This window comes from Pararhizobium sp. LjRoot255 (assembly GCF_964252905.1).
Taxonomy (GTDB): Bacteria; Pseudomonadota; Alphaproteobacteria; order Rhizobiales; family Rhizobiaceae; genus Pararhizobium.
On record NZ_CAXUPQ020000001.1, the window covers coordinates 3,718,619 to 3,740,139 of the forward strand.

Below are 21,521 nucleotides of genomic sequence, written 5' to 3' on the forward strand. Positions count from 1 at the left end.
TCCAAATCAGCTGAAACGCAAGCGCTAATTCTCTATCTGCTTCAGCGTATCGGTACCGTGATTGGCGGCAAGCAGTTGAAGCTCCTTCAGGCGGCGCTGATATTCCGCTTCGGAGATGTTGCCGGACGTGCGGGCGGAACTCAATGCCGTCAGCCGCGCTTCCTGGGCGGCGGCTTCCTCATTGCTCATTTGAGCGCTTGCCGCGGGGCGTTTGCCTTCGATCACCGGATAGACGTCCGCGGGTATCGGCTTGGCCATGGTAGCGGAATAGATGGACGGCTGCTCATCAACCGTCGCCGAACTGCAGCCGGCAAGAACAAGCGTAAGACCAACCGCGCCACAGGCCGCCACCATCCGCACCATCGCTGCTTTTCCCGACTTCTTCATCATACCCCTGTCCAGCCTGTGCCCGATCTTCGCCCGAAGTTGGCCAAGAGGCTCGTCCAACTGCGCTGGCACTTGTAATCATTTTAAGGCAGAATGTAAAAAGACAAAACAAACAAACATCTGTGGAGGAAACCGGGTGGCAGAAGACAGGAAGACCGAGAACCCGTCCGGCCCCGGCATGGATGGTTTCACCGGTTTCGACCCGAAGTCCGTCGATCCCTATATCGTCAAGGATCCCGAAGCCTTAGCGATGAATCTCGCGCGTACCGTGGAGCAACTCGGCAAGGCGGCATCCGCCTGGCTTGCACCGCGCGAAAGCGGTGAGAAGACCGATATGATTGCCGATCCGGTCGTCGACATGGTCAAGACGCTGTCGAAAGTCTCGGAATATTGGCTGTCCGATCCGAGGCGGACGCTGGAAGCCCAGACCTCCCTGATGGGCAGTTTTTTCTCGATGTGGACACGCACGCTGCAAAAAATGAGCGGCGAGGCCGTGACCGACCCGGACGATGTGCCGCGCGACGACAAGCGGTTCGCCGACGCCGACTGGGTCGCCAATCCCTTCTTCAATTTTATTCGGCAAAGCTATTTCATCACGTCCAACTGGGCGGACCGGATGGTGCGCGATGCCGACGGGCTCGACGAACACACCAGGCACAAAGCCTCCTTTTACGTGCGGCAGCTTTCAAGCGCCCTCTCGCCAGCCAATTTCGTGACGACGAACCCGCAGCTTTATCGCGAAACGGTGGCGTCGAGCGGCGCCAACCTCGTCAAGGGCATGCAGATGCTCGCCGAGGATATCGTTGCCGGCAAGGGCGATCTCAAACTGCGCCAGACGGATACGAGCAAGTTCGCCGTCGGCGAGAACATTGCCATTACGCCGGGCAAGGTCATTGCCCAGAGCGATGTCTGCCAGGTTCTGCAATATGATGCCTCCACAAAGACGGTGCTGAAGCGTCCGCTGCTGATCTGCCCGCCCTGGATCAACAAGTTCTATGTTCTCGACCTCAATCCGCAAAAGTCCTTCATCAAATGGGCGGTGGATCAGGGACACACCGTCTTTGTGATCTCCTGGGTCAATCCGGACGAGCGCCATGCCAACAAGGATTGGGAATCCTATGCGCGCGAGGGCATCGGCTTTGCGCTCGACACCATCCAGCAGGCGACCGGCGAAGAGGATGTCAACGCGATCGGTTATTGCGTCGGCGGAACCCTGCTTGCCGCGACGCTCGCCTTGCACGCGCAGGAGGGCGACACGCGCATCCGCTCCGCCACGCTGTTCACGACACAGGTCGATTTCACCCATGCGGGCGATCTCAAGGTCTTTGCCGATGAGGAGCAGATCACCCAGATGGAGCAACGGATGAAAGAAAACGGCTATCTCGACGGCTCGAAGATGGCCATGGCCTTCAACATGCTGCGCGCCTCGGACCTGATCTGGCCGTATTTCGTCAACAACTACCTGAAAGGACAGGAACCGACTGCCTTCGACCTGCTCTACTGGAACTCCGATTCGACACGCATGCCGGCGGCGAACCACTCCTTCTATCTGCGCAACTGCTATCTCGAGAACAACCTGACCAAGGGCAAGATGGTTCTGGCCGGGAAAAAGATCTCGCTTGGCGACGTGAAAATCCCGATCTACAACCTTGCCGCAAAGGAAGATCATATCGCGCCGGCAAAATCGGTGTTCGTCGGCAGCCAGTTTTTCGGCGGCGACGTCACGTATGTCATGGCCGGATCGGGCCATATTGCCGGCGTCGTCAACCCGCCGGACAAGGGTAAGTACCAGTTCTGGACGGGCGGCCCCGTTACCGGCGATTTCGACGAATGGGTAACGACAGCCAGCGAAACGCCCGGCTCCTGGTGGCCGCATTGGCACGCCTGGATCGAGATGCTCGACAGTGAGCGGGTTCCTGCCCGCAAGACTGGGGGAAGGCTGAACTCGCTGGAAGAAGCGCCCGGCTCCTACGTCCGCGCCCGCGCCTGACTCCATGATCTTTGATCCGCCGCTGGTGCCTGCCGTCCTGATCCAACGCTACAAGCGTTTCCTCTTCGACGCGGTTCTGGAGGACGGTCGCGCGATCACCGGTTCCTGCCCCAACACCGGATCGATGCGTGGCCTGACCACGCCCGGATCGCGCATCTGGCTTTCGGAGCATGACAGCCCGACGCGAAAATATCGTCATATGCTGGAGATGGTAGACGTGGGCGGCAGTGTGGTCGGCATCAATACCGGTCTGCCGAACCGGCTGGCCGAGGAAGCGATCCGAGCAGGCCAGATCGGCGATCTGCATCTCTATTCGACCCTGCAGCGGGAGCAGAAATACGGTCGGAACTCCCGCATCGACATGCTTTTGACCGACCCTGAGCGCGGCCGCGCCTATGTCGAGGTCAAGAACGTGCATTTCAGCCGCGCATCAGGCCTGGCCGAATTTCCGGATAGCCCGACGGCACGTGGCGCGAAACATCTCGAGGAACTTGGCGATATGGTCGAGGCGGGTCATCGCGGCATCATGATCTACGTCATCCAGCGGGATGACTGTGCGACCTTCAGGGTCTGCAATGACCTTGACCCGCTCTATGCCAAGGCCTTCCTGCGGGCGGGACAGCGCGGCGTCGAGATCTTCGCCGTCAAATGCCGGGTTTCACCGCGGCAAATTGCGCCGGACGGGCTGATCATGATGGACGAACCCGCCTTAGCTGATCTATGACAACAGGGAAAGACAACTGAAAGTATCGTCATGGTCACCTACATCGAGGCAGCGTCTGCGCCCTACAAGAATACCGGCGTCATCCGCCTTTACACGCCCGAGGATTTCGCCGCCATCAAGCGCGCCTGCCAGATAACCGCCCGCTGCCTCGATGAACTGGCGAGCCGCGTCAAACCGGGCGTGACGACCGACGAGATCGACCGCTTCGTGTTCGAATTCGGCATGGATCACAACGCGCTGCCCGCCACGCTGAACTATCGCGGCTACACAAAATCGTCCTGCACCTCGATCAACCATGTCGTCTGTCACGGCATTCCCAATGAAAAGCCGCTGCGCGAAGGCGATATCGTCAATATCGACGTGACCTACGTCGTCGATGGCTGGCATGGCGACTCCAGCCGCATGTATCCGGTCGGCGAGATCAAGCGTGCCGCCGCGCGCCTGCTCGAAGTCACCCATGAAAGCCTGATGCGCGGCATTGCCGCGGTGAAGCCCGGCGCACGCACCGGTGCCATCGGCGAGGCCATCCAGACCTTCGCCGAGGCGGAGCGCTGCTCGGTGGTGCGCGACTTCTGCGGCCACGGTGTCGGCCGGCTGTTTCATGACGCCCCGAACATCCTGCATTACGGCCGAGCGAACGAAGGCCCGGAAATGCGCGAGGGCATGATCTTCACCATCGAGCCGATGATCAATCTCGGCCGCCCGCATGTAAAGGTCCTGGCCGACGGCTGGACCGCCGTCACCCGCGACCGGTCTCTCTCCGCCCAATATGAGCATGCGGTCGGCGTCACGGCCGACGGCTGCGAGATCTTCACCCTGTCGCCGGCCGGCCTCGACCGTCCGGGCCTGCCAACACAAGGTTCGCGATGACCAAGCCCCCTTTCTCTCCCGACAGCGATGATTCGCAACCGGCTGACGAAAGGGGCTTTTTCGCGGAACAGCCGCCCAAACGCTCGGGCCTCGGGATGGTGGCCGCCCAGCACGAAGACGTGCACTACCATGGCCATCGCGACCGCCTGAGAACACGCTACAGGGACCATGGCGACACCGCGCTCGCGGACTACGAAATTCTGGAGCTCTTGCTTTTCCGGCTGATCCCGCGCCGCGACACCAAGCCCATCGCCAAAGCCTTGCTCGACCGCTTCGGGACACTGGCCGGTGTCTTCGGTGCCTCCCCAGCCTTACTGCAGGAGGTGAAGGGCATCGGTGAAGCGGTGGCTTTCGATATAAAACTGATTTCGACCGTCGCTCACCGCACGCTGAAAAGCGAACTCAAAGGCAAGCAGGTCCTCGCCTCCTGGTCATCCGTGATCGAATACTGCCACGCCGCCATGGCGCATGAGACCCGTGAGCAATTTCGTATCCTCTTCCTCGACAAGCGCAATGCATTGATCGCCGACGAAGTGCAGCAGACAGGTACGGTCGATCATACGCCGGTCTATCCGCGCGAAGTGGTCAAGCGTGCGCTGGAACTCTCCGCGACGGCGCTAATCCTTGTGCACAACCATCCTTCAGGCGACCCTACGCCTTCAAGAGCTGACATCGACATGACCAAGATGATCATAGAAACGGCAAAGCCGCTCGGCATCACCGTTCACGACCACATCATCGTCGGCAAGGACGGCCATGCAAGCCTCAAGGGGCTACGCTTGATCTGAACATTTTGGCTAATGCTTCATCATCATCGGAAGCGTGGAATGTGACATCAGATACCGCGTAACGCGACCGAGAAGCAGTTCCAGGAAATACCCGTGCTTGAACGCGCCAATCAGCAGACAGGTTGCATCGGCAGACTTTGCGAAATCAAGTATGGTTTCGCCGACCGATCGACTTCCCGAACTGATTGCGACGACGTCACCGCCAAGACCGAGCTGGGTGAGTAGCTCCCTCGCCGTGGACTGATAACTTCCATCGGCCCTGTCGTTGACGCACAGCATGGTGGTGCGATCGGCCGCCGCCAACCAGCGCCTTGCCGCAACGACGGCACGTTGCGCATGTTCGTTCGGCTTCCAGCCAATCACGACGTGACCCAGCAGATTGCCCGCATACGGGCCGGGTGCCGGCACGAGTACCAGCTTGTGCTCTTTGAAAAGAATGTCATGCAACGCGTCACGGGCATCCATGTTTCCATGACGCGGGGTGATGACAAGTGCCGTCGCATGGCATTCGACCGTCACGCAGCGATCAAGATCGCCGTGGCAATCGTCGAGAAGGACGTCTTTTCGATCCGGATTGTCCTGTCTCCAATCCTGAAATACGTGCATGATCCGCTCGGACCGCTGTAGCGGCGAGCCTTCCGTCATGTCTCTCAACATCTGCAGGTCGATTTCCTCGGCCGCGGCAATCATGCCCTCGGGATCCGCACCGACGCGGGCCGCGGCCATGGTGCCCTGAACGGCGCGTGCAGCGTCTTCAGCGATATCAAGGCACTCACGGGCGAACGCCGGATCTGGCAGCAAGGCAAGGACGTCAGTATGCATGGTCTGCTTTTGGGCATCGCTGCCGAAGGCGGCACCGGTCCCGCCAAATGGCGGTCTTGATTCGCTGCCACGCGCGGGTGAATTGTTCATCTCGGACCTCCTTCAGCGATCTCCCGCACTGCATCGGGAGCCGCACGCCCAAGTTAATCAATCTCACATGTCTCAGAGCCACTTCGCCCGGCGGAACATGCGGTAAAGCATGCTGCAGGTGACGAAGATTACCCCCAGGATCAGAAAATAACCGTAGCGAAATTTAAGTTCGGGCATTTCATCGAAGTTCATTCCGTAGATACCGGCAATCGCCGTCGGTACCGCCAGAATAGCGGCCCAGGACGCCAGCTTGCGCGAAATTTCCGTCTGCTCGGACTGACCGATCATCAAACTGGCCTCGAAGGTAAAGGCGAGCACTTCGCGCAGGGTGTCGATATCTTCCTGGACGCGGCGCACATGGTCGGTGACATCGCGAAACAGCGCGTGCATTGTCACGTCCATGCCGGGCAGTTCGAGATTCTCATGACGCCGGCAGACATCGACCAGCGGCACGACTGCGTTGCGCAGCCGAAGCAGGCTGCGCCGCAGGAAATAAAGCCGCTCGATATCCGTCTTGTGTAGCCGCTCGCGCAGCACCCGCTCCTCCAGTTCCTCGACTTCCGCGTGAATGCCCTCGACGACGGGCATGTAATTGTCGACGATGAAATCGAGGATGGAATAGAGAATGTAATTCTCGCCGTGCGCCAGTGCCGCCGGGGAAGCCTCGCAACGCTGTCTGACCTGGTTGTAGGAGGTCGACGGCCCGTGCCGGACGGATACCACGTAACCGTGACCAACAAACAGATGGGTCTCACCGAAGACGATTTCATCTCCGCCCATATGGGCGGTTCGCGCGACCACGAAAATCGACTCGCCGTAAATCTCCAGTTTGGGCCGCTGGTGGGCGTGACCGGCATCCTCGATGGCAAGTTCGTGCAGACCGAATTCAGTCTGGACCTCCCGCAGCAGGGCTTCGTCCGGCTCGTGCAAGCCGATCCACACCACTGCCTTATCGCGCCCTTTCCAATTGTGAGCTTCGTGAATTTCGATATCGCGGATGCGCTGGCCGTGTTCGTAGACGGCGGCCGCAACAACCCCGGGACGGCTGCGCGGCTTTGCAGGCGCGGATGATTCATTTGCCAACTGCGCCGCCGCTTCGTGCTCATGCAAACGCGTTTCGTCAGTTTCTTGCCAGGCCATCGCCAAATCTCCCCTTGCAGAACGGGCTTTATGCTCTGGGCAGGACCGCAGCCGGGCCCCGTTCTCCCGCCTACGCTTCCGTCACAAATACGCTTCCCGGGTTGTGTTCCGGCCAATATAGTCGCTTTTCCATAAATAAACATCCGCGAGCCAGAGACGGCTCATAAGGTTTGGTTAAATTGCAAGATTGACGTTATAGATGCTTGCGAGTGAAATTTACCGCAACGCACAATGATTCTCTCCATCACCGGAAACGCGTCATGAACCAGTACGATCTCGTGGTTGTCGGCAGCGGACCTGCAGGGCGCAGAGCCGCTATTCAGGCAGCCAAACTGGGCAAGAAGGTCCTTGTCGTCGAGCAGGGAAAGCGGGTCGGCGGCGTCTCCGTGCACACCGGCACTATTCCCTCCAAGACCCTTCGCGAAACCGCGCTGAACCTGACTGGCTGGCGCGAACGCGGCTTTTACGGGCGCGCCTATCGCGTCAAACAGGAAATCAGCGCGGACGACCTGCGCCGCCGCCTTTTGATCACGCTCGATCACGAGGTCGAGGTCCTCGAGCACCAGTTTGCCCGCAACCGCGTACAGCATTTGCGCGGCAAGGCGAGCTTCGTCGACCCGCAGACGCTGCAGATCGTCAAGGACGATGGAGAAACCATTCGGGTCTCGGGAACGAGCATTCTTCTCGCCGTCGGCACGAAGCCGTTCCGCCCAAGCTACATCCCTTTTGATGGAAAAACCGTGCTTGACAGCGACGAGCTACTCGAGATCGAGGATCTGCCGCGGTCCCTCGCCGTAATCGGCGCCGGCGTCATCGGCATCGAATATGCGACGATCTTCAGTGCGTTGGACACGCACGTCACCGTAATCGATCCGAAAACGACCATGCTCGACTTTATCGACAAGGAAATTGTCGAGGATTTCACCTATCAGTTGCGCGACCGCAACGTGAAGCTGCACCTGGGCCAGAAGGCGGAAAAGGTGGAGCGGACGGCGGACGGCAAATGTTCGATCACGCTCGACAGCGGCCGTGTAATCGGCTGCGAGATGGTCCTCTTTGCCGCCGGTCGCATGGGCGCAACCGACACGCTAAACCTGCCGGCAGCCGGGCTTGAAGCCGATAGCCGCGGCCGGTTGAGCGTCAATCCCGAAACCTTCCAGACATCGGTTCCGAATATCTATGCGGCGGGCGACGTCGTCGGCTTTCCGAGCCTTGCTTCGACCTCCATGGAGCAGGGGCGTATCGCCGCCCGCGTCGCCGTCGGCGCGATCGCCAAGGAGCCGCCGAAATTTTTCCCCTACGGCATCTACGCCGTGCCGGAAATTTCCACCTGCGGCCTGACGGAGGAAGAGGTCAAGGAACGCGGCATCCCCTACGAATGCGGCATCGCGCGCTTCCGGGAGACGTCTCGCGGCCACATCATGGGGCTTGATTCCGGCCTGCTGAAGCTGATCTTCTCGCTGAAAACCCGCCGCCTTCTCGGTGTCCACATCGTCGGCGAAGGGGCAACGGAACTCGTCCATATCGGCCAGGCCGTGCTCAACCTGAAGGGAACCGTCGAGTATTTCGTCGAAAACACCTTCAATTATCCGACACTCGCCGAAGCCTACAAAATCGCCGGCCTCGATGCCGGCAATCGGATGGGCGAACTCATCTCGCGGGGATAGACGACTCCGACCGCGTCATCTTCCAGCAACGCACACAGGCGGAACACAAGCGCGCCGCAAAGCCGCGACAGCTTCTGTTGCCGGGGCCTCGCACAACGACGTGTGCCCATAAATCCCGGCACATAGCAAAAAGGCCGCCCCTCGCGGGACGGCCTCTTCAAACTTCTGAAGAAAAGCGGTGATTATTCGGCGCTGTCGTCAGCAGCCTTCTTCTTGGCCGGAGCCTTCTTCTTCGGCGCAGCGGCTTCTTCGCCTTCGGCAGCTTCAGCCTTGGCTGCGGCTTTCTTCTTCGGAGCGGCCTTCTTCGTTTCCGAAGTCTCGTCCTCGTCGTCAGCCATCAGCTCTTCCTTGCTGACGGTCTTGTCGGTGACCTTCACTTCGGAGAGCAGGTGATCGACAACCTTTTCTTCGAAGATCGGGGCGCGCAACGAAGCGGCAGCACCCGGGGTCTTCTGGAAATAGTCGATGATCTGCTTTTCCTGGCCCGGGAACTGGCGCAGCTGTTCGAACAGCGAGCGCTGCATTTCCTCGTCGGTGACCTGAACGCCGGCCTTTTCGCCGATTTCAGAGAGAACGAGGCCGAGGCGCACACGGCGTTCAGCCAGCTTGCGGTATTCGGCGCGGGCGTCTTCTTCCGTCGTGTCTTCGTCGGCGAAGGTCTTGCCGGCCTGCTCGAGATCGGTGTTGATCTGGCGCCAGATGTTGTCGAACTCGGCGTCGACGAGGCGCGACGGCGTGTCGAACTGGTAGAGTTCGTCCAGCTGGTCGAGGATCTGACGCTTGACCTTCTGACGGGTCATCGAGCCGTACTGGCTTTCGATCTGGCCGCGGACGACTTCCTTGAGCTTGTCGGCGGATTCGAGGCCGAGCTTGGTGGCGAGATCGTCGTTGATTTCGACTGCGGCCGCAGCGGCAACATCCTTGACGGTGATGTCGAAGGTGGCTTCCTTGCCTGCGAGGTTCGCAGCCGGATATTCAGCCGGGAAGGTTACGGTGATGGTCTTCTCGTCGCCAGCCTTGGCGCCGACGAGTTGCTCTTCGAAGCCCGGGATGAAGCGGTTGGAGCCGAGAACCAGTTCGGCGTCCTCGTCCTTGCCACCGTCGAAGGCAACGCCATCGACCTTGCCGAGGTAATCGATCGTGACGCGGTCGCCGTTTGCGGCCTTGCCCTTCTTGGTCTCGTAAGTGCGGGCGTTTTCAGCGATCTTGAGGATCTGCTCGGTGACTTCGGCCTCGTCGATATCGACGACTTCGCGCGTCACCTTGATGCCGCTCACATCCTTCAGCTCGATCGCCGGAAGGACTTCGTAAGCGAGCGTGAATTCGAAATCGGCCTCGGCGTTCAGGATCTTGTCGGCTTCGGCCTCGTTTTCGGTCATCGCGATTTCCGGCTGGGTCGCCGACTTTTCGCCGCGCTCAGACAGGATTTCGGTCGGCTTTTCGCGAACGAGTTCGTTGACCAGTTCAGCCATGATAGACTTGCCGTACATCTTCTTCAGATGCGCGAACGGCACCTTGCCCGGACGGAAGCCGTTGATACGGACCTTGCCCTTGGCGTCTTCGAGGCGCTCGTTCATACGAGCTTCCATGTCCTTGGCCGGAATGACGACCTTGAGTTCGCGCTTCAGCCCTTCAGCGAGCGTTTCGATAACCTGCATGTTCAAACCTTCATTTCACGTTGACAGGGCTCTGTCGGTGTTCTTCTACACGAGCACTTGAGCCGATCCATTTGCCGGGAGTGGCTTTACGCAAATCAATCACCGTTTTGCAAGCAAAATGGCGCCGTCTTCTCGATCGACGCCAAGGACCAGCCTTGGACGTCCCTTATTCTGGTGCGGGTAGAGAGACTTGAACTCCCACGCCTTGCGGCACCAGAACCTAAATCTGGCGTGTCTACCAATTTCACCATACCCGCGTTCAGAAAACCGCAGCGCCTGCTCACGTCGGCACAGAAGAAATTGCGGATAAAGCCGCAACACATTCTGCGCCGGGTTCAGGGCGTTCCCGAGCGCGGCGTCTCTATATCACCCGTTTGCAACGGATCAAAGGAAAAATGCGGCTGTTGTCGCGTTCTTGCCACTTGTCGGACAAGCCCGCTGTTTGAGATCAATAAAGCGGCTCTTCATAGAGTGATTTTCCATCGATCGAGATCAAGCGGATCTGCATGCGGCCAACGCCATCGACGCTCGCGGTCACGGCAAGGGCGCTGGCGTTGCGCGCCTCCTCCAGCACCCTGCCCTCGCCTTCAGGCACATAATACCGTTCGATGCCATATTCGACATTCAGGGAGGATGGCGGATTGTCGGGCGCAGGATAGAAGTAGAAGGGAGCGCTGAGGGCGATCACGCTGCCGTCTTTCGGCACGAGCGGACCGAAGGAGGCCTCCGACACACCCCAGAAGCCGTCCGGTTGCTTCTCCAGCCGCACCGCGATCTGCGCATCCGTCGCTTCCGTCGGAAAGCCGCCGGTGAACTTGCCGGCTGCAATGGTCGAGATATCGTAGGCGAGAATGACATAATCGCCACGCAACAGATCGCGCGGATCGACGGGCACCGTCTTCAGCACGACATCGATACCGTTACGCAGGATCGAGGCGCGGCTTTCGATCATGTAGCCGAGGAAAGCTGTCTGCAGCAATGCCACCACAATGGCTGCGATAAGCGGACGAAGGGTCGGATTGCCACTCATATCGATGCACCCTCCGTTGCTGTTTTCGCCCCGAGCCGCTTCTCCAGGTGGATCACCAGCCAGGCGATCAGGCCGACAACGACGCCGGAAATCAGGAAGAAACCGGATGTGCCGAGGATGCTGCCCAGCGTTTCGAAGGCCAGATAGAGCGTTTCGGCGGCAAAGACCGCGTAGCCGAGGAAACGGACGGCGCCGTTCAACCGGCCGGCAATAGTGATGCCGCCCAAAGCGACGCCGAGCGTCGTCGCGCCGATCGCGACCTCCTGGCCAAGGCCGTCTACCTCCGTGTGCAAGGCTGCGAGCCCCAGGACCGCGAGCGCAAAGCTATAGAATGCGGGCGCGGCTCCAGCATCCTGGGCAAAGCGATAGAGGGGAGACGCCGGCAGGCTGACGCTCAGGAACGCCAACAGGCCAACACCGAAAAGAGCCGCGGCGAGCCAGATTTCCGGCAGTTCGAGATAGAGCCAGCCGAGCCAGGCCAAGGCAAGCAGATAGGCGAGATGCCGGGCAGCACCAGCAGTGGTAAAGCGGACCAGTGCGATCACGACGACGATCATCCCCGGAATGAAATAGATATAGCCATTGCCCGCGAGGCTGGCGTCATTGTCCATTACCAGCTGGCCGAAAACGGCCCAGGCCAGAAAGCCTGAGATCACCGAGAGAGCCGCCGAACGGAAGGCAAGTGCGGCGACACAGGCGGTCGCGAACCAGACCAGCAGCGCGTCAGCCGCATCGCCCGACAGATGATACATCTGCCCGACCAGCGCGATCGCGCCGCCGAACGTCATGGTCCCCAGCACGAGAAGGGCGGCACCCACGCTGCGCCAGCCGCGCCCCAGGCACAAAGCAGCCGACAAATAGAAGGTCCAGATAAGGGCGACGATACCGCAGACGCGGACAAGGCGGGGGATCGCCTCCCAATTGGCCGCGACCAGAAGCAGGATGGCAGCCGACAGAAGGACCGCCGCCAGCACCAGGAGAACCCGGCCCGCGCTGAAAACCGTCTCGCGTGAATCATATTCGGCAAGCATCGCCTTTGCCGTCTCCGCGCTAAGCATTCCCTTCGCGACCCAGATGTTGAAGTCCTTCTCGATCCGCCCCCGGTACATGGCCTGCCCTCCTGCATTGCGCGTCGCCCGCTACACATACCATAGGCACCAGCAAATCATAGTTGAGCAATCCGGCGCGTTTCGCGAGGCAACAGGACGGCCAGAAACGGCCGATCATCGTTAACGCGATGTAAAGATTTTGGTGCAAATCTTTAATCTTCAGATAGATACCAAGGCGATCGCAGGGGCCTTGCAGAATCCGCATACCATCCATGATGATATTGCACTGCACAAATCGCCCTCGCCGTCCTATATTGGATTCAAGAAGACGGAACGAGATCAGCGAAAGCGATCGGGGCCGTCAGCGGCAAGACCAGCCGTTTCCGCTTAAGAAGTGGAAAAGGTCAGCGCGCCGAAAAGGCTCGTATCATAGAATTCGGAATGGCGCACTCCTCCTCCCAGCGCCGCTCCGATCCGATGGGCAACACTCCTCCTCCCAAGTTGCCCGTCACCATAAATGACGCCCGCTGGACCTCCTCCCCCAGCGGGCGTTATTCGTTTCAAGAAACTAAAAAATCCATATATTTCACTGCCTTGCTGAACAATGCCGGGGAAATTGCGAAATATTCGGCGCCCCAGCGCCGTAGCGACGGGCTAGCCTTGCGCTTGCAACATAGGTGCCATTCCCCAACAAGCCTACCCATTGCCGACAGTCTGATTTATCGTGAGGACACTTCGGGGCAGCGCACTCCTCCTCCCAGCGCCCCTCGATGGGATCGGCAATACTCCTCCTCCCAGTTGCCGATCAGAATAAGCAACGCCCGCCGGACCTCCTCCCCCGCGGGCGTTGTTTTTTACTTGCCCCTCCTCCCAAGCATCAGCACATCCTCCTTTAGCGTTCACGCGCTCGCCCAGAATTTGGTCAAACTATGGCCATCCCAGCCGCGAGGATTGCAGCAAGCGCATGGGTGCGATGCAGCATTGTCTCTGTAATTTCAGGGGTTGGCAGCCTATGTTCCAACCATCAGATGAGGGCCAGCAGATGGTGCTGGCAAGGAACCTTGGAAAGGACCAGCATCATGAACATTGCTCGCTCGTTCAACAATTGGCGCAAGTACCGTCAGACCTGCAACGAACTCGGCCGCATGAGCGACCGCGAACTGAACGACCTCGGCATCGGCCGCGGCGACATCCAGTACGTTGCCCGCCAGGCAGTCAAGTAATTCTCGCAGCTGGCCGGCTTTTCCGGCCTGATGCGCAGCTGCCAAACGCCCTCCGGTTCGATCCGGCGGGCGTTTTTTTTGCCTGAATTTCGCCTCGCCCCATCATAGGCTCGACTGGGCACCCGCGGCACACGGCGACCGCATGCCGCTGCAGCGCAGCATTTATCGCATGCCCATTTTCCTGGCATTGGATGTAATCGAGTTTCGGCGACCGGGCAGTTGGCGGCGCAGCGACACCCCATGCATCCGCATCGCAAAAAAAAATCCAAAAAAACAAACCGTTAATTGAAGACCTATCGCAATGCTGGGTGTCATTAACCTATGGCTTCTTTTTCAGCACGCGCCAAAAATGCTCAGAGAACCAGCAATGCAGTGCACAAATGCATAGCAGATGCATTCTCTTTGCACTCCATCTTTCCCCGCGAAAAGCGTACATAGATGGCAACGAAGCAGGCAAATCACTGCACTGCTCATTTGTTTCTAAGGAAAAGATCATGAACCCGATTCGTATCGCAAAAAGCTGGATCAACTATCGCCGTACCGTTGCCGAACTCGGCAACCTGTCCAACCACGCCCTGTCGGACATTGGCATTACCCGCTTCGACATTCGCAACATCGCTTCGCGTTCCTTCCGTTAATCGGACAGGACATGTCGAGGGACTAAAAACGGCACCACGGGGTGCCGTTTTTGATTCCGGGGTTTCGCTGACGCGTTGGTAAGCAGAACAGGTTCCCTTCGAGCCCGCCTTGCTCTAAATAACGGCGCATGACAGACACATCTTCCTACTCCCCCATTCATATCATCGGCGGCGGCCTCGCCGGATCGGAGGCCGCGTGGCAAGTTGCCGAGGCTGGCATCCCGGTTGTTCTTCACGAGATGCGCGGCGTGCGCGGCACGGACGCTCACAAGACCGATAGCCTGGCCGAACTGGTTTGCTCCAACTCCTTCCGCTCGGACGACGCCACCAGCAATGCCGTCGGCGTGCTGCATGCTGAAATGCGCCTTGCCGGATCACTGATCATGTCGGCTGCTGACAAACACCAGGTTCCGGCCGGCGGCGCCCTCGCCGTTGACCGCGACGGCTTCTCGCATGCCGTAACGCAAGCGATCGAAAGTCATCCGCTGATCACCGTGGCGCGCGAGGAAGTCGCCGGCCTGCCGCCGAAGGAATGGGATCTCGCGATCATCGCCACCGGCCCCTTGACGGCGCCGTCTCTCGCCAGCGCCATCCAGGCCGAAACCGGAGCCGATGCGCTCGCCTTCTTCGATGCCATCGCCCCGATCATCCATACCGACAGCATCAACATGGACGTCTGCTGGTTCCAGTCGCGCTACGACAAGGTCGGGCCAGGCGGCACGGGCAAGGACTACATCAACTGCCCGATGAACGAAGAGCAGTACAATGCGTTCGTCGATGCGCTGATCGCCGGCGACAAGACCGGCTTCAAGGAATGGGAAGGCACGCCTTACTTCGACGGCTGCCTGCCGATCGAGGTCATGGCCGAGCGCGGCCGCGAAACACTCCGGCATGGCCCGATGAAGCCGATGGGCCTCACCAACGCCCACAATCCGACCGTGAAACCCTATGCGGTGGTCCAGCTGCGCCAGGACAATGCACTCGGCACGCTCTACAACATGGTCGGCTTCCAGACGAAGTTGAAATACGGGGCGCAGGCTGAGGTTATCCGGATGATTCCAGGCCTCGAGAGCGCGGAGTTCGCCCGCCTCGGCGGGTTGCACCGCAACACCTATATCAATTCGCCCACCCTGCTCGACACATCACTGACGTTGAAGTCGCGGCCGGGACTGCGGTTTGCGGGCCAGATCACCGGCTGCGAAGGTTATATCGAAAGCGCCAGCATCGGCCTTCTAGCCGGGCGATTCGCCGCCGCCGAACGCAAGGGTGAGCGGCTGCCGCTGCCGCCTGTGACGACAGCCTTCGGATCGCTGCTCAATCACATCACCGGCGGTCATATTGTTTCTGATGATGAGCCGGGCAAACGCTCATTCCAGCCGATGAACATCAATTTCGGCCTGTTCCCGCTGCTCGAACCGGGCGCAATCACCAAACCCGAAGGCGTCAAACGTTTTCGGGGCAAGGACAAGACAGTGATGAAGAAGCAGCTTGTTGCGGCTCGCGCGCTTGAACACTGCGCGGCCTGGCTTGGGAACCACGCTAATTTGCCTGAACAGCCCGGAACTCAGACTGCGGATTGAAGCTGCCGAGCAGCCAAAGCGAAACCTCGGCCGCCACGTCGGCGTTGGAAAACTCGTAAACGCCGTCGAGATAGGCGAAGTCGAAGAAATGCACCGTCAGGCCGCGGCCGCTCTGTGCATTGCTGACATTGACTTTGCCCGGCTCGATGAGGTGACAAACGAAATGTGTACCGTGCGAGGCCATGAAACCGGCCTTGCCGTCATGCAGGCGGACGAAATAGGCCTTCTCATCTGCCGTCGCATGAATGGCCCGGATGGCCTCGTCGGGAAATGCCCGACCGAAATCGAGGATGGCCGACCCCGTATCAGGCTCCTGCCGGTCCTTGTCGGCGCGCTCCTTCATCCGCATATAGAAGATACCTGCGAGCAGAATGCAGAGGATGACGATCGGCCAGACCATTGTGCCGGTTCCTTTTCGTGCCGATTGCGACAATAACACGGTCGCGACCCTAGAAGACGAAGCTTTCGCCAATGTGCCGCCGGATTTGAAAAACAGCATTTACGAATATAAAATGGCGCGGCGGCTTACCACCGGCCGCTGCGCGCTGCTTTCCACATCCACCACTGCCGGCGCCATTGGGACGGCACGATCGAATATTCGAAAAGTTTCGAACCCGCCCGCTCGGCGCGCTCGAAAACCGGTTCGGCCAGCGCCAGCGGGATGAAGGCAAACCGGTTGGCCGCGGAAACCTCTTTTGCGTCCGCACGCGCCTTGGCGAGGTGGTCACGGCCGAGACCGGAAAATGCCCGGATCGCCCGGGTTACAGCGTCCTCATCCGTACCGGCCAGAAAAGTATCGTGATCCAGCCCTGTGGCAGCCAGCAGTTCCGCTGGGAAATAAACCTGGCCGCGCTGCCGGTGCAACGGCAAGAGCAGCAGCAATCCCGCGATCGTCTGCGCCACGCCCGCATGGCCTGCCGCCGATGCCGATTGTGCCGCATGGGCGGGATCGAGAATGAGGCTCGCAAGCTGGATCAACGCCGAGGCAGTCTCGCCCGCATACCCCTCAAGCGAGGAACGGCTTTCCATCGGATCGTCATAGAGATCGAAGATGCGCGCGTCGATCATGTCCTGCAGCACGGAAACCGGCAGTTGGTAGGCCTGGACGCACGTAAGCAGCGCTTCGGCCAGGGGATTCCCCTCGCCGCTCGTGCCGCCAGGATCGCCAAGAACGTCACGCCACCACTGAAGACGGATTTCTCCCGGCAGCGGCTCGCGCGCCACGTCCCGGACGCGGGCGATCTCCGCGTAGAAGGCATAGAGGGCCGACAACGGGCCGCGCTTGTTCGGCGGCGACAGCAGGCAGGCAAGGTAACGATCGCGGTCGCTGTCGCGCAGTGCCGTCATGCTGAAATCGTAGGCAGCCGTGGGTGCCGGAATTGAATTTTCGGGAGATATCATCGGTCAGACGGCAATGAAGACGGCAGCGACGGCGCGCGATTCGGCAAGCATGATGTTGTAGGTGCGCACTGCAGCACCCGTGCTCATCGGGTCAGATGAGATCCCATGCTCCTTGAAGCGGGCCTTCAACTCCTTTGGCAGCGGTCGGATGTCCTTGCCCGTTCCGACAAGCAGCACTTCAATATCGGCGGCTTCGTCGAAAACGCGCTGGAAGTTTTCGACCGTCAGCGGATCACCTTCCACCACGTCCCAACCGTAGACGCCAGAGGGCAGCATCAGCAGCGAACCGCGATGCGACATATCGGCGAAGCGGAAGCCGCCGTTGCCATAGCTGTCAATCGGCGCACGACCGGGAAAATGTGCGTCGCGAACTTCTATAGGTCTGCGCATGACTATTGCGCTCCTTTGACCGGATGCATGCCGGCGCCACCGGTCTTTTCGGCATCACCGCCCGGTGCGCCGTGTCTCAGCCTGAAGAGAATGAGGACAGGGCCAGCGACATAGATGGAGGAGAACGTGCCGATGGCAACGCCGAAGAGCATGACGAAGGCGAACGGCTGGATCGCCTCGCCGCCAAAAATCGATAGCGCAGCCAATGCCAGCATGGTGGTCGCGCCTGTCAGGACTGTTCGCGACAAGGTCTGGTTGATCGAGGTGTCGATCAGGAGCGGCAACGGCATGCGCGGATAGCGCTTCAGGTTCTCGCGAACCCGGTCGTAGACGACCACCGTGTCGTTCAGCGAATAGCCGACAATGGTGAGAAGCGCCGCAATGCTCGTCAGGTTGAATTCCATGCCCGTCACGACGAAGAGCCCGATGGTCAAAAGCACGTCGTGCAGCGTCGCGACGATCGCGCCCGCGGCAAACTGCCATTCGAACCGGACCCAGATATAGAGAAGAATCGCCAGAAGCGAGGCGAGAACGCCGATCGTCGCAGCCGTCGTCAGATCACCCGAGACCGAGGGGCCGACGACTTCGACACGGCGGAATTCGTAGGCGTCTTCAAGCTCGCCCCGGACCAGGATCACCGACGTCTGCTCGGCATTCTCGCCACCCTCGCGGGAATGGACGCGGACGACCACATCCTGCGGCGAGCCGAACGGTTTGACGGTGATCTCGCCGAGATTGAGCTCATCCAGTCGCGCGTGAATATCCTCGATATCCGCATTGCCCTCGCGCGCCTTTATTTCGATCACCGAACCACCGGCAAAGTCGATGCCGAGATTGATGCCCATCGCACCAAACAGAAGCATGCTGATGACAGACAGCAAGGTCGTCAGCGAAAAGACGTAGTTTCGGATCGCCATGAACCGGAACGCCGCGCCGTCGAACACGCCGGTGCGAATGCCATCCGGCAATTGCCTCGGCTGACGTCGGTGCAGCCATATGTCCAGCATGACCCGCGTCAATGTGAAAGCGGTAAACAGCGTGGTCACAATGCCGATCGCCAGCGTCACGGCAAAGCCGCGGACCGAACCTGTTCCCAGGAACAGCAGGATGATGGCAGCGATCAACGTGGTGATATTCGCATCGACGATAGCGGAGAACGCGCGCGAGAAACCGAAGTCCAAGGCTTCGCGCACCGTTTTGCCGTGGCGAACCTCTTCCCGGATGCGCTCGTAGATCAATACGTTGGAATCGACCGCCATGCCGATCGTCAGCACGATCCCGGCAATGCCGGGAAGCGTGAGCGCCAGTCCGGTCGCCGAGAGCACGGCAACGATCATGACGACGTTGAAAGCCACGGCCAGGCTCGCGACCGCGCCGAAGAAGCCATAGAATCCCAGCATGAAGAGAATGACGAGAACCGCGCCGATCGCGCCAGCGGCCAGGATGGAATGGATCGATTCCGCGCCGCGCCCCGCGCCGATAGAACGCTCCTCGACGACAGTCAACGGGCTCGGCAACGCGCCGGCACGCAGAAGCAACGCCAGATCGTCGGCGCCCTCCGGGCTCATTTCGGCCGACAGCTGTACGGTGCCGTCCGTGATCGCCTTGCGCACCAGCGGCGTGGCGATCACCGCCCCATCAAGCACTACGGCAAGCGTCGTACCAGCCGTATCCGCCGTCGCCTTCGCAAGCCGGGCCGCGCCGTCGGGGCCGAGACGCAGGTTGACGACTGGATTGCCGGACTGCGCGTTGATCGCCGATTTGGCGTCGACAATGTCCTGATTGGAAATGATGGGCTGCTTGCGGACAAGATATCCGATCGGCGGGTCGTCTGCGGAGTAGAGAATTTCCGAATTGAACGGCGGCTGGCCGTTGACGGCGTCCTGAACCGCCATCGACATGTCGATGCTTCGGAACGAGAGAGAACCCGCCTGGCTCAGGATATATTTGACCTGTTCCGGATCGTAGCGGCCGGGAATCTGGACAATGATGCGATCGGCGCCTTGTCTGTGGATTTTCGGCTGCTGGGCGCCGAGATCCGCCAACCGCCGTTGCAGGACGGCAACGGCTGCATCGGCTGTAGAAGAGATGCGGTGGTCGATGCCTTCGTCTGAAATGATGGCGCTCATGGAACCGTCCGGCGAGCCATCGATGGCCACTTCGCTGACTGCATCCTTCGCAACGCCGCCGATCCTTACCGGATCCATCAGCGCATTGAGGGCCGTTCGCGCCGCTTCAAGCTGAGCGGGCTTGCGAAGGCGTAGCTGAATATCCTGGCCCGTGCCCGAAAGGCCGGAATATGCGATACCCGCGGACCGAAGGCGCGCGCCGATCGCGTCGATGACCGCCTCGAGGCGCGTCTTCACCACATCTTCCCGCTCGACCTTCAGGGTTATCTGCGATCCGCCTTGGAGGTCGAGACCGAGCATCAGCTGCTTTTTCGGAACCCAGCCTGGAAGTTCCTCCAGCGTCGCGTCCGCAACCGCGTTCGGCAGGGCCGCCACGATGCTGAGCAGCACGACAAGCCAGACGATGATGGTTTTCCAGCGGGAAAAATACGGCATGAAGCTCTCGAAGAATGTGTCGTTACAAGGTGACCAGTCTGATCCGGCCTCCCTGCGAGCTTACTCCTTGACGGGTTCGCCCTTCACACGGACTTCGGATACACCACTGCGTACCACACGAATCTTCACGCCGTCAGCAATTTCAACTTCGAGTTCGCCGTCGTCGATGACCTTCGTCACCTTGCCGACGATGCCGCCGGTGACGATCTGGTCGCCGCGACGAATGTTCTTCAGGAGTTCCTCGCGGCGCTTCATGTTTGCGCGCTGCGGGCGGATGATCAGGAAATACATTACAACGAAGATCAGCAGGAACGGCAGGATAGACATCAGGATATCAGCGCCGCCAGCCGTTGCGCCGGGTGCCGTCTGGGCGAATGCCTCGGTAATGAACATCAATCACTCCTTGAATGTGGTTTTGCGGGCGGATCGCCCATGTTTCGGATCGCCGGAATATAAGAATAGCCGATGCGAATGCAACCGCAGGCCAAACCGGCTTCTACCTTCAGCCTCTTACAGGAAATCAGCCGGAGGAGAAGCTCTTTCTAGTGGATTTCACGCCTTTTACCGTAACACTAGCCATGCTACCGGACAGTTGGTCCAACGACACAATCTGGTGTCACGTTTCAGGGGCTTTTTGATGCAGGATACGAAAATCAACCTTCTGATCACCGAAATGCAAAAGCTTTCGGCAGCCATCGAGCGGATTGCCGGCCCCGCACCTGCCGTCAACGACTGGGACGCGGCGGAGTGTTTTGTCTGGGCTCCGCAACGGCTGCATCTCCAGCCCGTCGGCAAGCCGAACCGGGTCGATCTCACGCTGATCCGCGGCGTCGATCATGTCCGCGATATCCTGTTCGACAACACGATGAGATTTGCAGAAGGGTTTCCGGCGAACAACGTGCTGCTGTGGGGCGCCCGAGGGATGGGCAAGTCTTCGCTCGTCAAGGCGGTTCATGCAAGTGTGGCGCGGGATGCCGGCATTCGCCTGAAGCTGGTCGAGGTGCATCGCGAAGACATCTCGACGCTACCGATCTTGATGGACATCCTCAAATCGGCGCCGGTTCCGGTCATCGTGTTTTGCGACGACCTTTCCTTCGACCACGACGATACGTCCTACAAATCGTTGAAAGCGGTGCTGGACGGTGGTATCGAGGGCCGTCCGGCCAATGTGCTGCTCTATGCAACATCCAATCGCCGGCATCTCCTGCCGCGCGATATGATGGAAAACGAGCAGTCGACCGCAATCAACCCGTCGGAGGCCGTCGAGGAAAAAGTTTCGCTGTCCGATCGTTTCGGTCTTTGGCTCGGTTTCTACAAATGCAGCCAGGAAGACTATCTGGCGATGATCGACAGCTATGCAGCGTATTTCGGTCTGGAAAGCGATCCTGCGAAGCTGCACGCCGAGGCGCTGGAATGGAGCACCACGCGCGGCGCCCGTTCCGGCCGCGTTGCCTGGCAGTTCATCCAGGATCTGGCCGGCCGCTTGAAGAGAAAGATCGACCTGGTCTGA

Annotated in this window: 20 protein-coding genes and 1 tRNA gene; 9 read left to right on the forward strand and 12 right to left on the reverse strand. The window is 59.8% G+C overall.

Going from position 1 to position 21,521, the window contains the following annotated elements; all coding sequences use genetic code 11:
* Nucleotides 1-24 precede the first annotated feature (24 nt).
* Complete coding sequence (locus tag ACSQ2W_RS17825; protein ID WP_436087446.1) at nt 25-390, reverse strand: SHOCT domain-containing protein; 366 nt, start codon at nt 388-390, stop codon at nt 25-27.
* Between the two features lie 175 nt (nt 391-565).
* Here ACSQ2W_RS17825 and phaC point away from each other — a divergent pair, with 175 nt between their 5' ends.
* The 4 genes from phaC to radC are packed head-to-tail and all read left to right on the forward strand — an operon-like array spanning nt 566 to nt 4,759.
* The gene (gene phaC, locus ACSQ2W_RS17830) at nt 566-2,377 is read left to right on the forward strand and encodes a poly(3-hydroxyalkanoate) polymerase subunit PhaC (protein ID WP_436087829.1); all 1,812 of its coding nucleotides are present in this window, start codon (nt 566-568) and stop codon (nt 2,375-2,377) included.
* A gap of 4 nt (nt 2,378-2,381) precedes the next feature.
* On the forward strand, nt 2,382-3,101 hold the full coding sequence (gene sfsA / locus ACSQ2W_RS17835) for a DNA/RNA nuclease SfsA (RefSeq protein WP_436087447.1): 720 nt from the start codon (nt 2,382-2,384) through the stop codon (nt 3,099-3,101).
* Between the two features lie 30 nt (nt 3,102-3,131).
* Complete coding sequence (gene map, locus ACSQ2W_RS17840) at nt 3,132-3,971, forward strand: type I methionyl aminopeptidase (RefSeq protein WP_436087448.1); 840 nt, start codon at nt 3,132-3,134, stop codon at nt 3,969-3,971.
* Nucleotides 3,968-4,759 carry a RadC family protein gene (gene radC / locus ACSQ2W_RS17845; protein ID WP_436081486.1) on the forward strand — a complete coding sequence of 264 codons (792 nt, stop codon included), beginning with the start codon at nt 3,968-3,970 and terminating at the stop codon, nt 4,757-4,759. Before map ends, radC begins: the two co-directional genes overlap by 4 nt.
* A gap of 9 nt (nt 4,760-4,768) precedes the next feature.
* Here the strand turns inward: radC and ACSQ2W_RS17850 are convergent, their stop codons facing one another.
* Complete coding sequence (locus ACSQ2W_RS17850; protein ID WP_436087449.1) at nt 4,769-5,671, reverse strand: universal stress protein; 903 nt, start codon at nt 5,669-5,671, stop codon at nt 4,769-4,771.
* Between the two features lie 72 nt (nt 5,672-5,743).
* Complete coding sequence (locus tag ACSQ2W_RS17855; RefSeq protein ID WP_436087450.1) at nt 5,744-6,811, reverse strand: magnesium and cobalt transport protein CorA; 1,068 nt, start codon at nt 6,809-6,811, stop codon at nt 5,744-5,746.
* Between the two features lie 260 nt (nt 6,812-7,071).
* Here ACSQ2W_RS17855 and sthA point away from each other — a divergent pair, with 260 nt between their 5' ends.
* Entirely contained in the window at nt 7,072-8,478 is a 1,407-nt protein-coding gene (gene sthA / locus ACSQ2W_RS17860; RefSeq protein WP_436087451.1) for a Si-specific NAD(P)(+) transhydrogenase, read from the forward strand.
* Between the two features lie 182 nt (nt 8,479-8,660).
* On the opposite strand, the gene tig is transcribed toward sthA, so the two are convergent.
* From tig to ACSQ2W_RS17880, 4 genes are all read right to left on the reverse strand, one after another.
* Entirely contained in the window at nt 8,661-10,136 is a 1,476-nt protein-coding gene (tig, locus tag ACSQ2W_RS17865) for a trigger factor (RefSeq protein WP_436087452.1), read from the reverse strand.
* Between the two features lie 172 nt (nt 10,137-10,308).
* Nucleotides 10,309-10,393, reverse strand: a tRNA-Leu gene (locus ACSQ2W_RS17870).
* Between the two features lie 191 nt (nt 10,394-10,584).
* Complete coding sequence (locus ACSQ2W_RS17875) at nt 10,585-11,166, reverse strand: GDYXXLXY domain-containing protein (RefSeq protein ID WP_436087453.1); 582 nt, start codon at nt 11,164-11,166, stop codon at nt 10,585-10,587.
* On the reverse strand, nt 11,163-12,275 hold the full coding sequence (locus ACSQ2W_RS17880; protein ID WP_436087454.1) for a DUF2157 domain-containing protein: 1,113 nt from the start codon (nt 12,273-12,275) through the stop codon (nt 11,163-11,165). The genes ACSQ2W_RS17875 and ACSQ2W_RS17880 overlap by 4 nt, the downstream gene beginning before the upstream one ends.
* A 1,019-nt stretch (nt 12,276-13,294) precedes the next feature.
* On the opposite strand from ACSQ2W_RS17880, the gene ACSQ2W_RS17885 reads away from it, so the two are divergent.
* The 3 genes from ACSQ2W_RS17885 to trmFO all read left to right on the forward strand — a co-directional run bounded on the left by ACSQ2W_RS17885 (nt 13,295) and on the right by trmFO (nt 15,656).
* Complete coding sequence (locus ACSQ2W_RS17885; protein WP_068955544.1) at nt 13,295-13,438, forward strand: DUF1127 domain-containing protein; 144 nt, start codon at nt 13,295-13,297, stop codon at nt 13,436-13,438.
* 494 nt (nt 13,439-13,932) lie between these two features.
* Entirely contained in the window at nt 13,933-14,076 is a 144-nt protein-coding gene (locus ACSQ2W_RS17890) for a DUF1127 domain-containing protein (RefSeq protein ID WP_068955543.1), read from the forward strand.
* 128 nt (nt 14,077-14,204) lie between these two features.
* The gene (trmFO, locus tag ACSQ2W_RS17895; protein ID WP_436087455.1) at nt 14,205-15,656 is read left to right on the forward strand and encodes a methylenetetrahydrofolate--tRNA-(uracil(54)-C(5))-methyltransferase (FADH(2)-oxidizing) TrmFO; all 1,452 of its coding nucleotides are present in this window, start codon (nt 14,205-14,207) and stop codon (nt 15,654-15,656) included.
* On the opposite strand, the gene ACSQ2W_RS17900 is transcribed toward trmFO, so the two are convergent.
* The 5 genes from ACSQ2W_RS17900 to yajC all read right to left on the reverse strand — a co-directional run bounded on the left by ACSQ2W_RS17900 (nt 15,616) and on the right by yajC (nt 20,404).
* Nucleotides 15,616-16,056, reverse strand: coding sequence for a hypothetical protein (locus tag ACSQ2W_RS17900; RefSeq protein ID WP_436087456.1), 441 nt, complete (start codon nt 16,054-16,056; stop codon nt 15,616-15,618). The genes trmFO and ACSQ2W_RS17900 overlap by 41 nt on opposite strands.
* A gap of 125 nt (nt 16,057-16,181) precedes the next feature.
* A complete protein-coding gene (locus tag ACSQ2W_RS17905; protein ID WP_436087457.1) occupies nt 16,182-17,003 on the reverse strand; it encodes a phytoene/squalene synthase family protein in 822 nt (273 codons plus the stop codon).
* A 57-nt stretch (nt 17,004-17,060) separates the two neighbouring features.
* Nucleotides 17,061-17,447: an Mth938-like domain-containing protein gene (locus tag ACSQ2W_RS17910; RefSeq protein WP_436087458.1), complete on the reverse strand. Its 387-nt coding sequence runs from the start codon at nt 17,445-17,447 to the stop codon at nt 17,061-17,063.
* 2 nt (nt 17,448-17,449) lie between these two features.
* On the reverse strand, nt 17,450-20,011 hold the full coding sequence (gene secDF / locus ACSQ2W_RS17915; protein ID WP_436087459.1) for a protein translocase subunit SecDF: 2,562 nt from the start codon (nt 20,009-20,011) through the stop codon (nt 17,450-17,452).
* Between the two features lie 60 nt (nt 20,012-20,071).
* Nucleotides 20,072-20,404 (reverse strand): preprotein translocase subunit YajC, encoded by a 333-nt coding sequence (gene yajC / locus ACSQ2W_RS17920; RefSeq protein WP_436087460.1) that lies wholly within the window; start codon nt 20,402-20,404, stop codon nt 20,072-20,074.
* A gap of 244 nt (nt 20,405-20,648) precedes the next feature.
* On the opposite strand from yajC, the gene ACSQ2W_RS17925 reads away from it, so the two are divergent.
* Nucleotides 20,649-21,521, forward strand: a complete 873-nt coding sequence (locus ACSQ2W_RS17925) for an ATP-binding protein (RefSeq protein ID WP_436087461.1) — start codon at nt 20,649-20,651, stop codon at nt 21,519-21,521.

Coding starts and splice junctions, on each gene's coding strand:
- ACSQ2W_RS17825 (WP_436087446.1), bottom strand. CDS start 390: ATGATGAAGAAGTCGGGAAAAGCAGCGATGGTGCGGATGGTGGCGGCC.
- phaC (WP_436087829.1), top strand. CDS start 566: ATGGATGGTTTCACCGGTTTCGACCCGAAGTCCGTCGATCCCTATATC.
- sfsA (WP_436087447.1), top strand. CDS start 2,382: ATGATCTTTGATCCGCCGCTGGTGCCTGCCGTCCTGATCCAACGCTAC.
- map (WP_436087448.1), top strand. CDS start 3,132: ATGGTCACCTACATCGAGGCAGCGTCTGCGCCCTACAAGAATACCGGC.
- radC (WP_436081486.1), top strand. CDS start 3,968: ATGACCAAGCCCCCTTTCTCTCCCGACAGCGATGATTCGCAACCGGCT.
- ACSQ2W_RS17850 (WP_436087449.1), bottom strand. CDS start 5,671: ATGAACAATTCACCCGCGCGTGGCAGCGAATCAAGACCGCCATTTGGC.
- ACSQ2W_RS17855 (WP_436087450.1), bottom strand. CDS start 6,811: ATGGCCTGGCAAGAAACTGACGAAACGCGTTTGCATGAGCACGAAGCG.
- sthA (WP_436087451.1), top strand. CDS start 7,072: ATGAACCAGTACGATCTCGTGGTTGTCGGCAGCGGACCTGCAGGGCGC.
- tig (WP_436087452.1), bottom strand. CDS start 10,136: ATGCAGGTTATCGAAACGCTCGCTGAAGGGCTGAAGCGCGAACTCAAG.
- ACSQ2W_RS17875 (WP_436087453.1), bottom strand. CDS start 11,166: ATGAGTGGCAATCCGACCCTTCGTCCGCTTATCGCAGCCATTGTGGTG.
- ACSQ2W_RS17880 (WP_436087454.1), bottom strand. CDS start 12,275: ATGTACCGGGGGCGGATCGAGAAGGACTTCAACATCTGGGTCGCGAAG.
- ACSQ2W_RS17885 (WP_068955544.1), top strand. CDS start 13,295: ATGAACATTGCTCGCTCGTTCAACAATTGGCGCAAGTACCGTCAGACC.
- ACSQ2W_RS17890 (WP_068955543.1), top strand. CDS start 13,933: ATGAACCCGATTCGTATCGCAAAAAGCTGGATCAACTATCGCCGTACC.
- trmFO (WP_436087455.1), top strand. CDS start 14,205: ATGACAGACACATCTTCCTACTCCCCCATTCATATCATCGGCGGCGGC.
- ACSQ2W_RS17900 (WP_436087456.1), bottom strand. CDS start 16,056: ATGGTCTGGCCGATCGTCATCCTCTGCATTCTGCTCGCAGGTATCTTC.
- ACSQ2W_RS17905 (WP_436087457.1), bottom strand. CDS start 17,003: ATGACGGCACTGCGCGACAGCGACCGCGATCGTTACCTTGCCTGCCTG.
- ACSQ2W_RS17910 (WP_436087458.1), bottom strand. CDS start 17,447: ATGCGCAGACCTATAGAAGTTCGCGACGCACATTTTCCCGGTCGTGCG.
- secDF (WP_436087459.1), bottom strand. CDS start 20,011: ATGCCGTATTTTTCCCGCTGGAAAACCATCATCGTCTGGCTTGTCGTG.
- yajC (WP_436087460.1), bottom strand. CDS start 20,404: ATGTTCATTACCGAGGCATTCGCCCAGACGGCACCCGGCGCAACGGCT.
- ACSQ2W_RS17925 (WP_436087461.1), top strand. CDS start 20,649: ATGCAGGATACGAAAATCAACCTTCTGATCACCGAAATGCAAAAGCTT.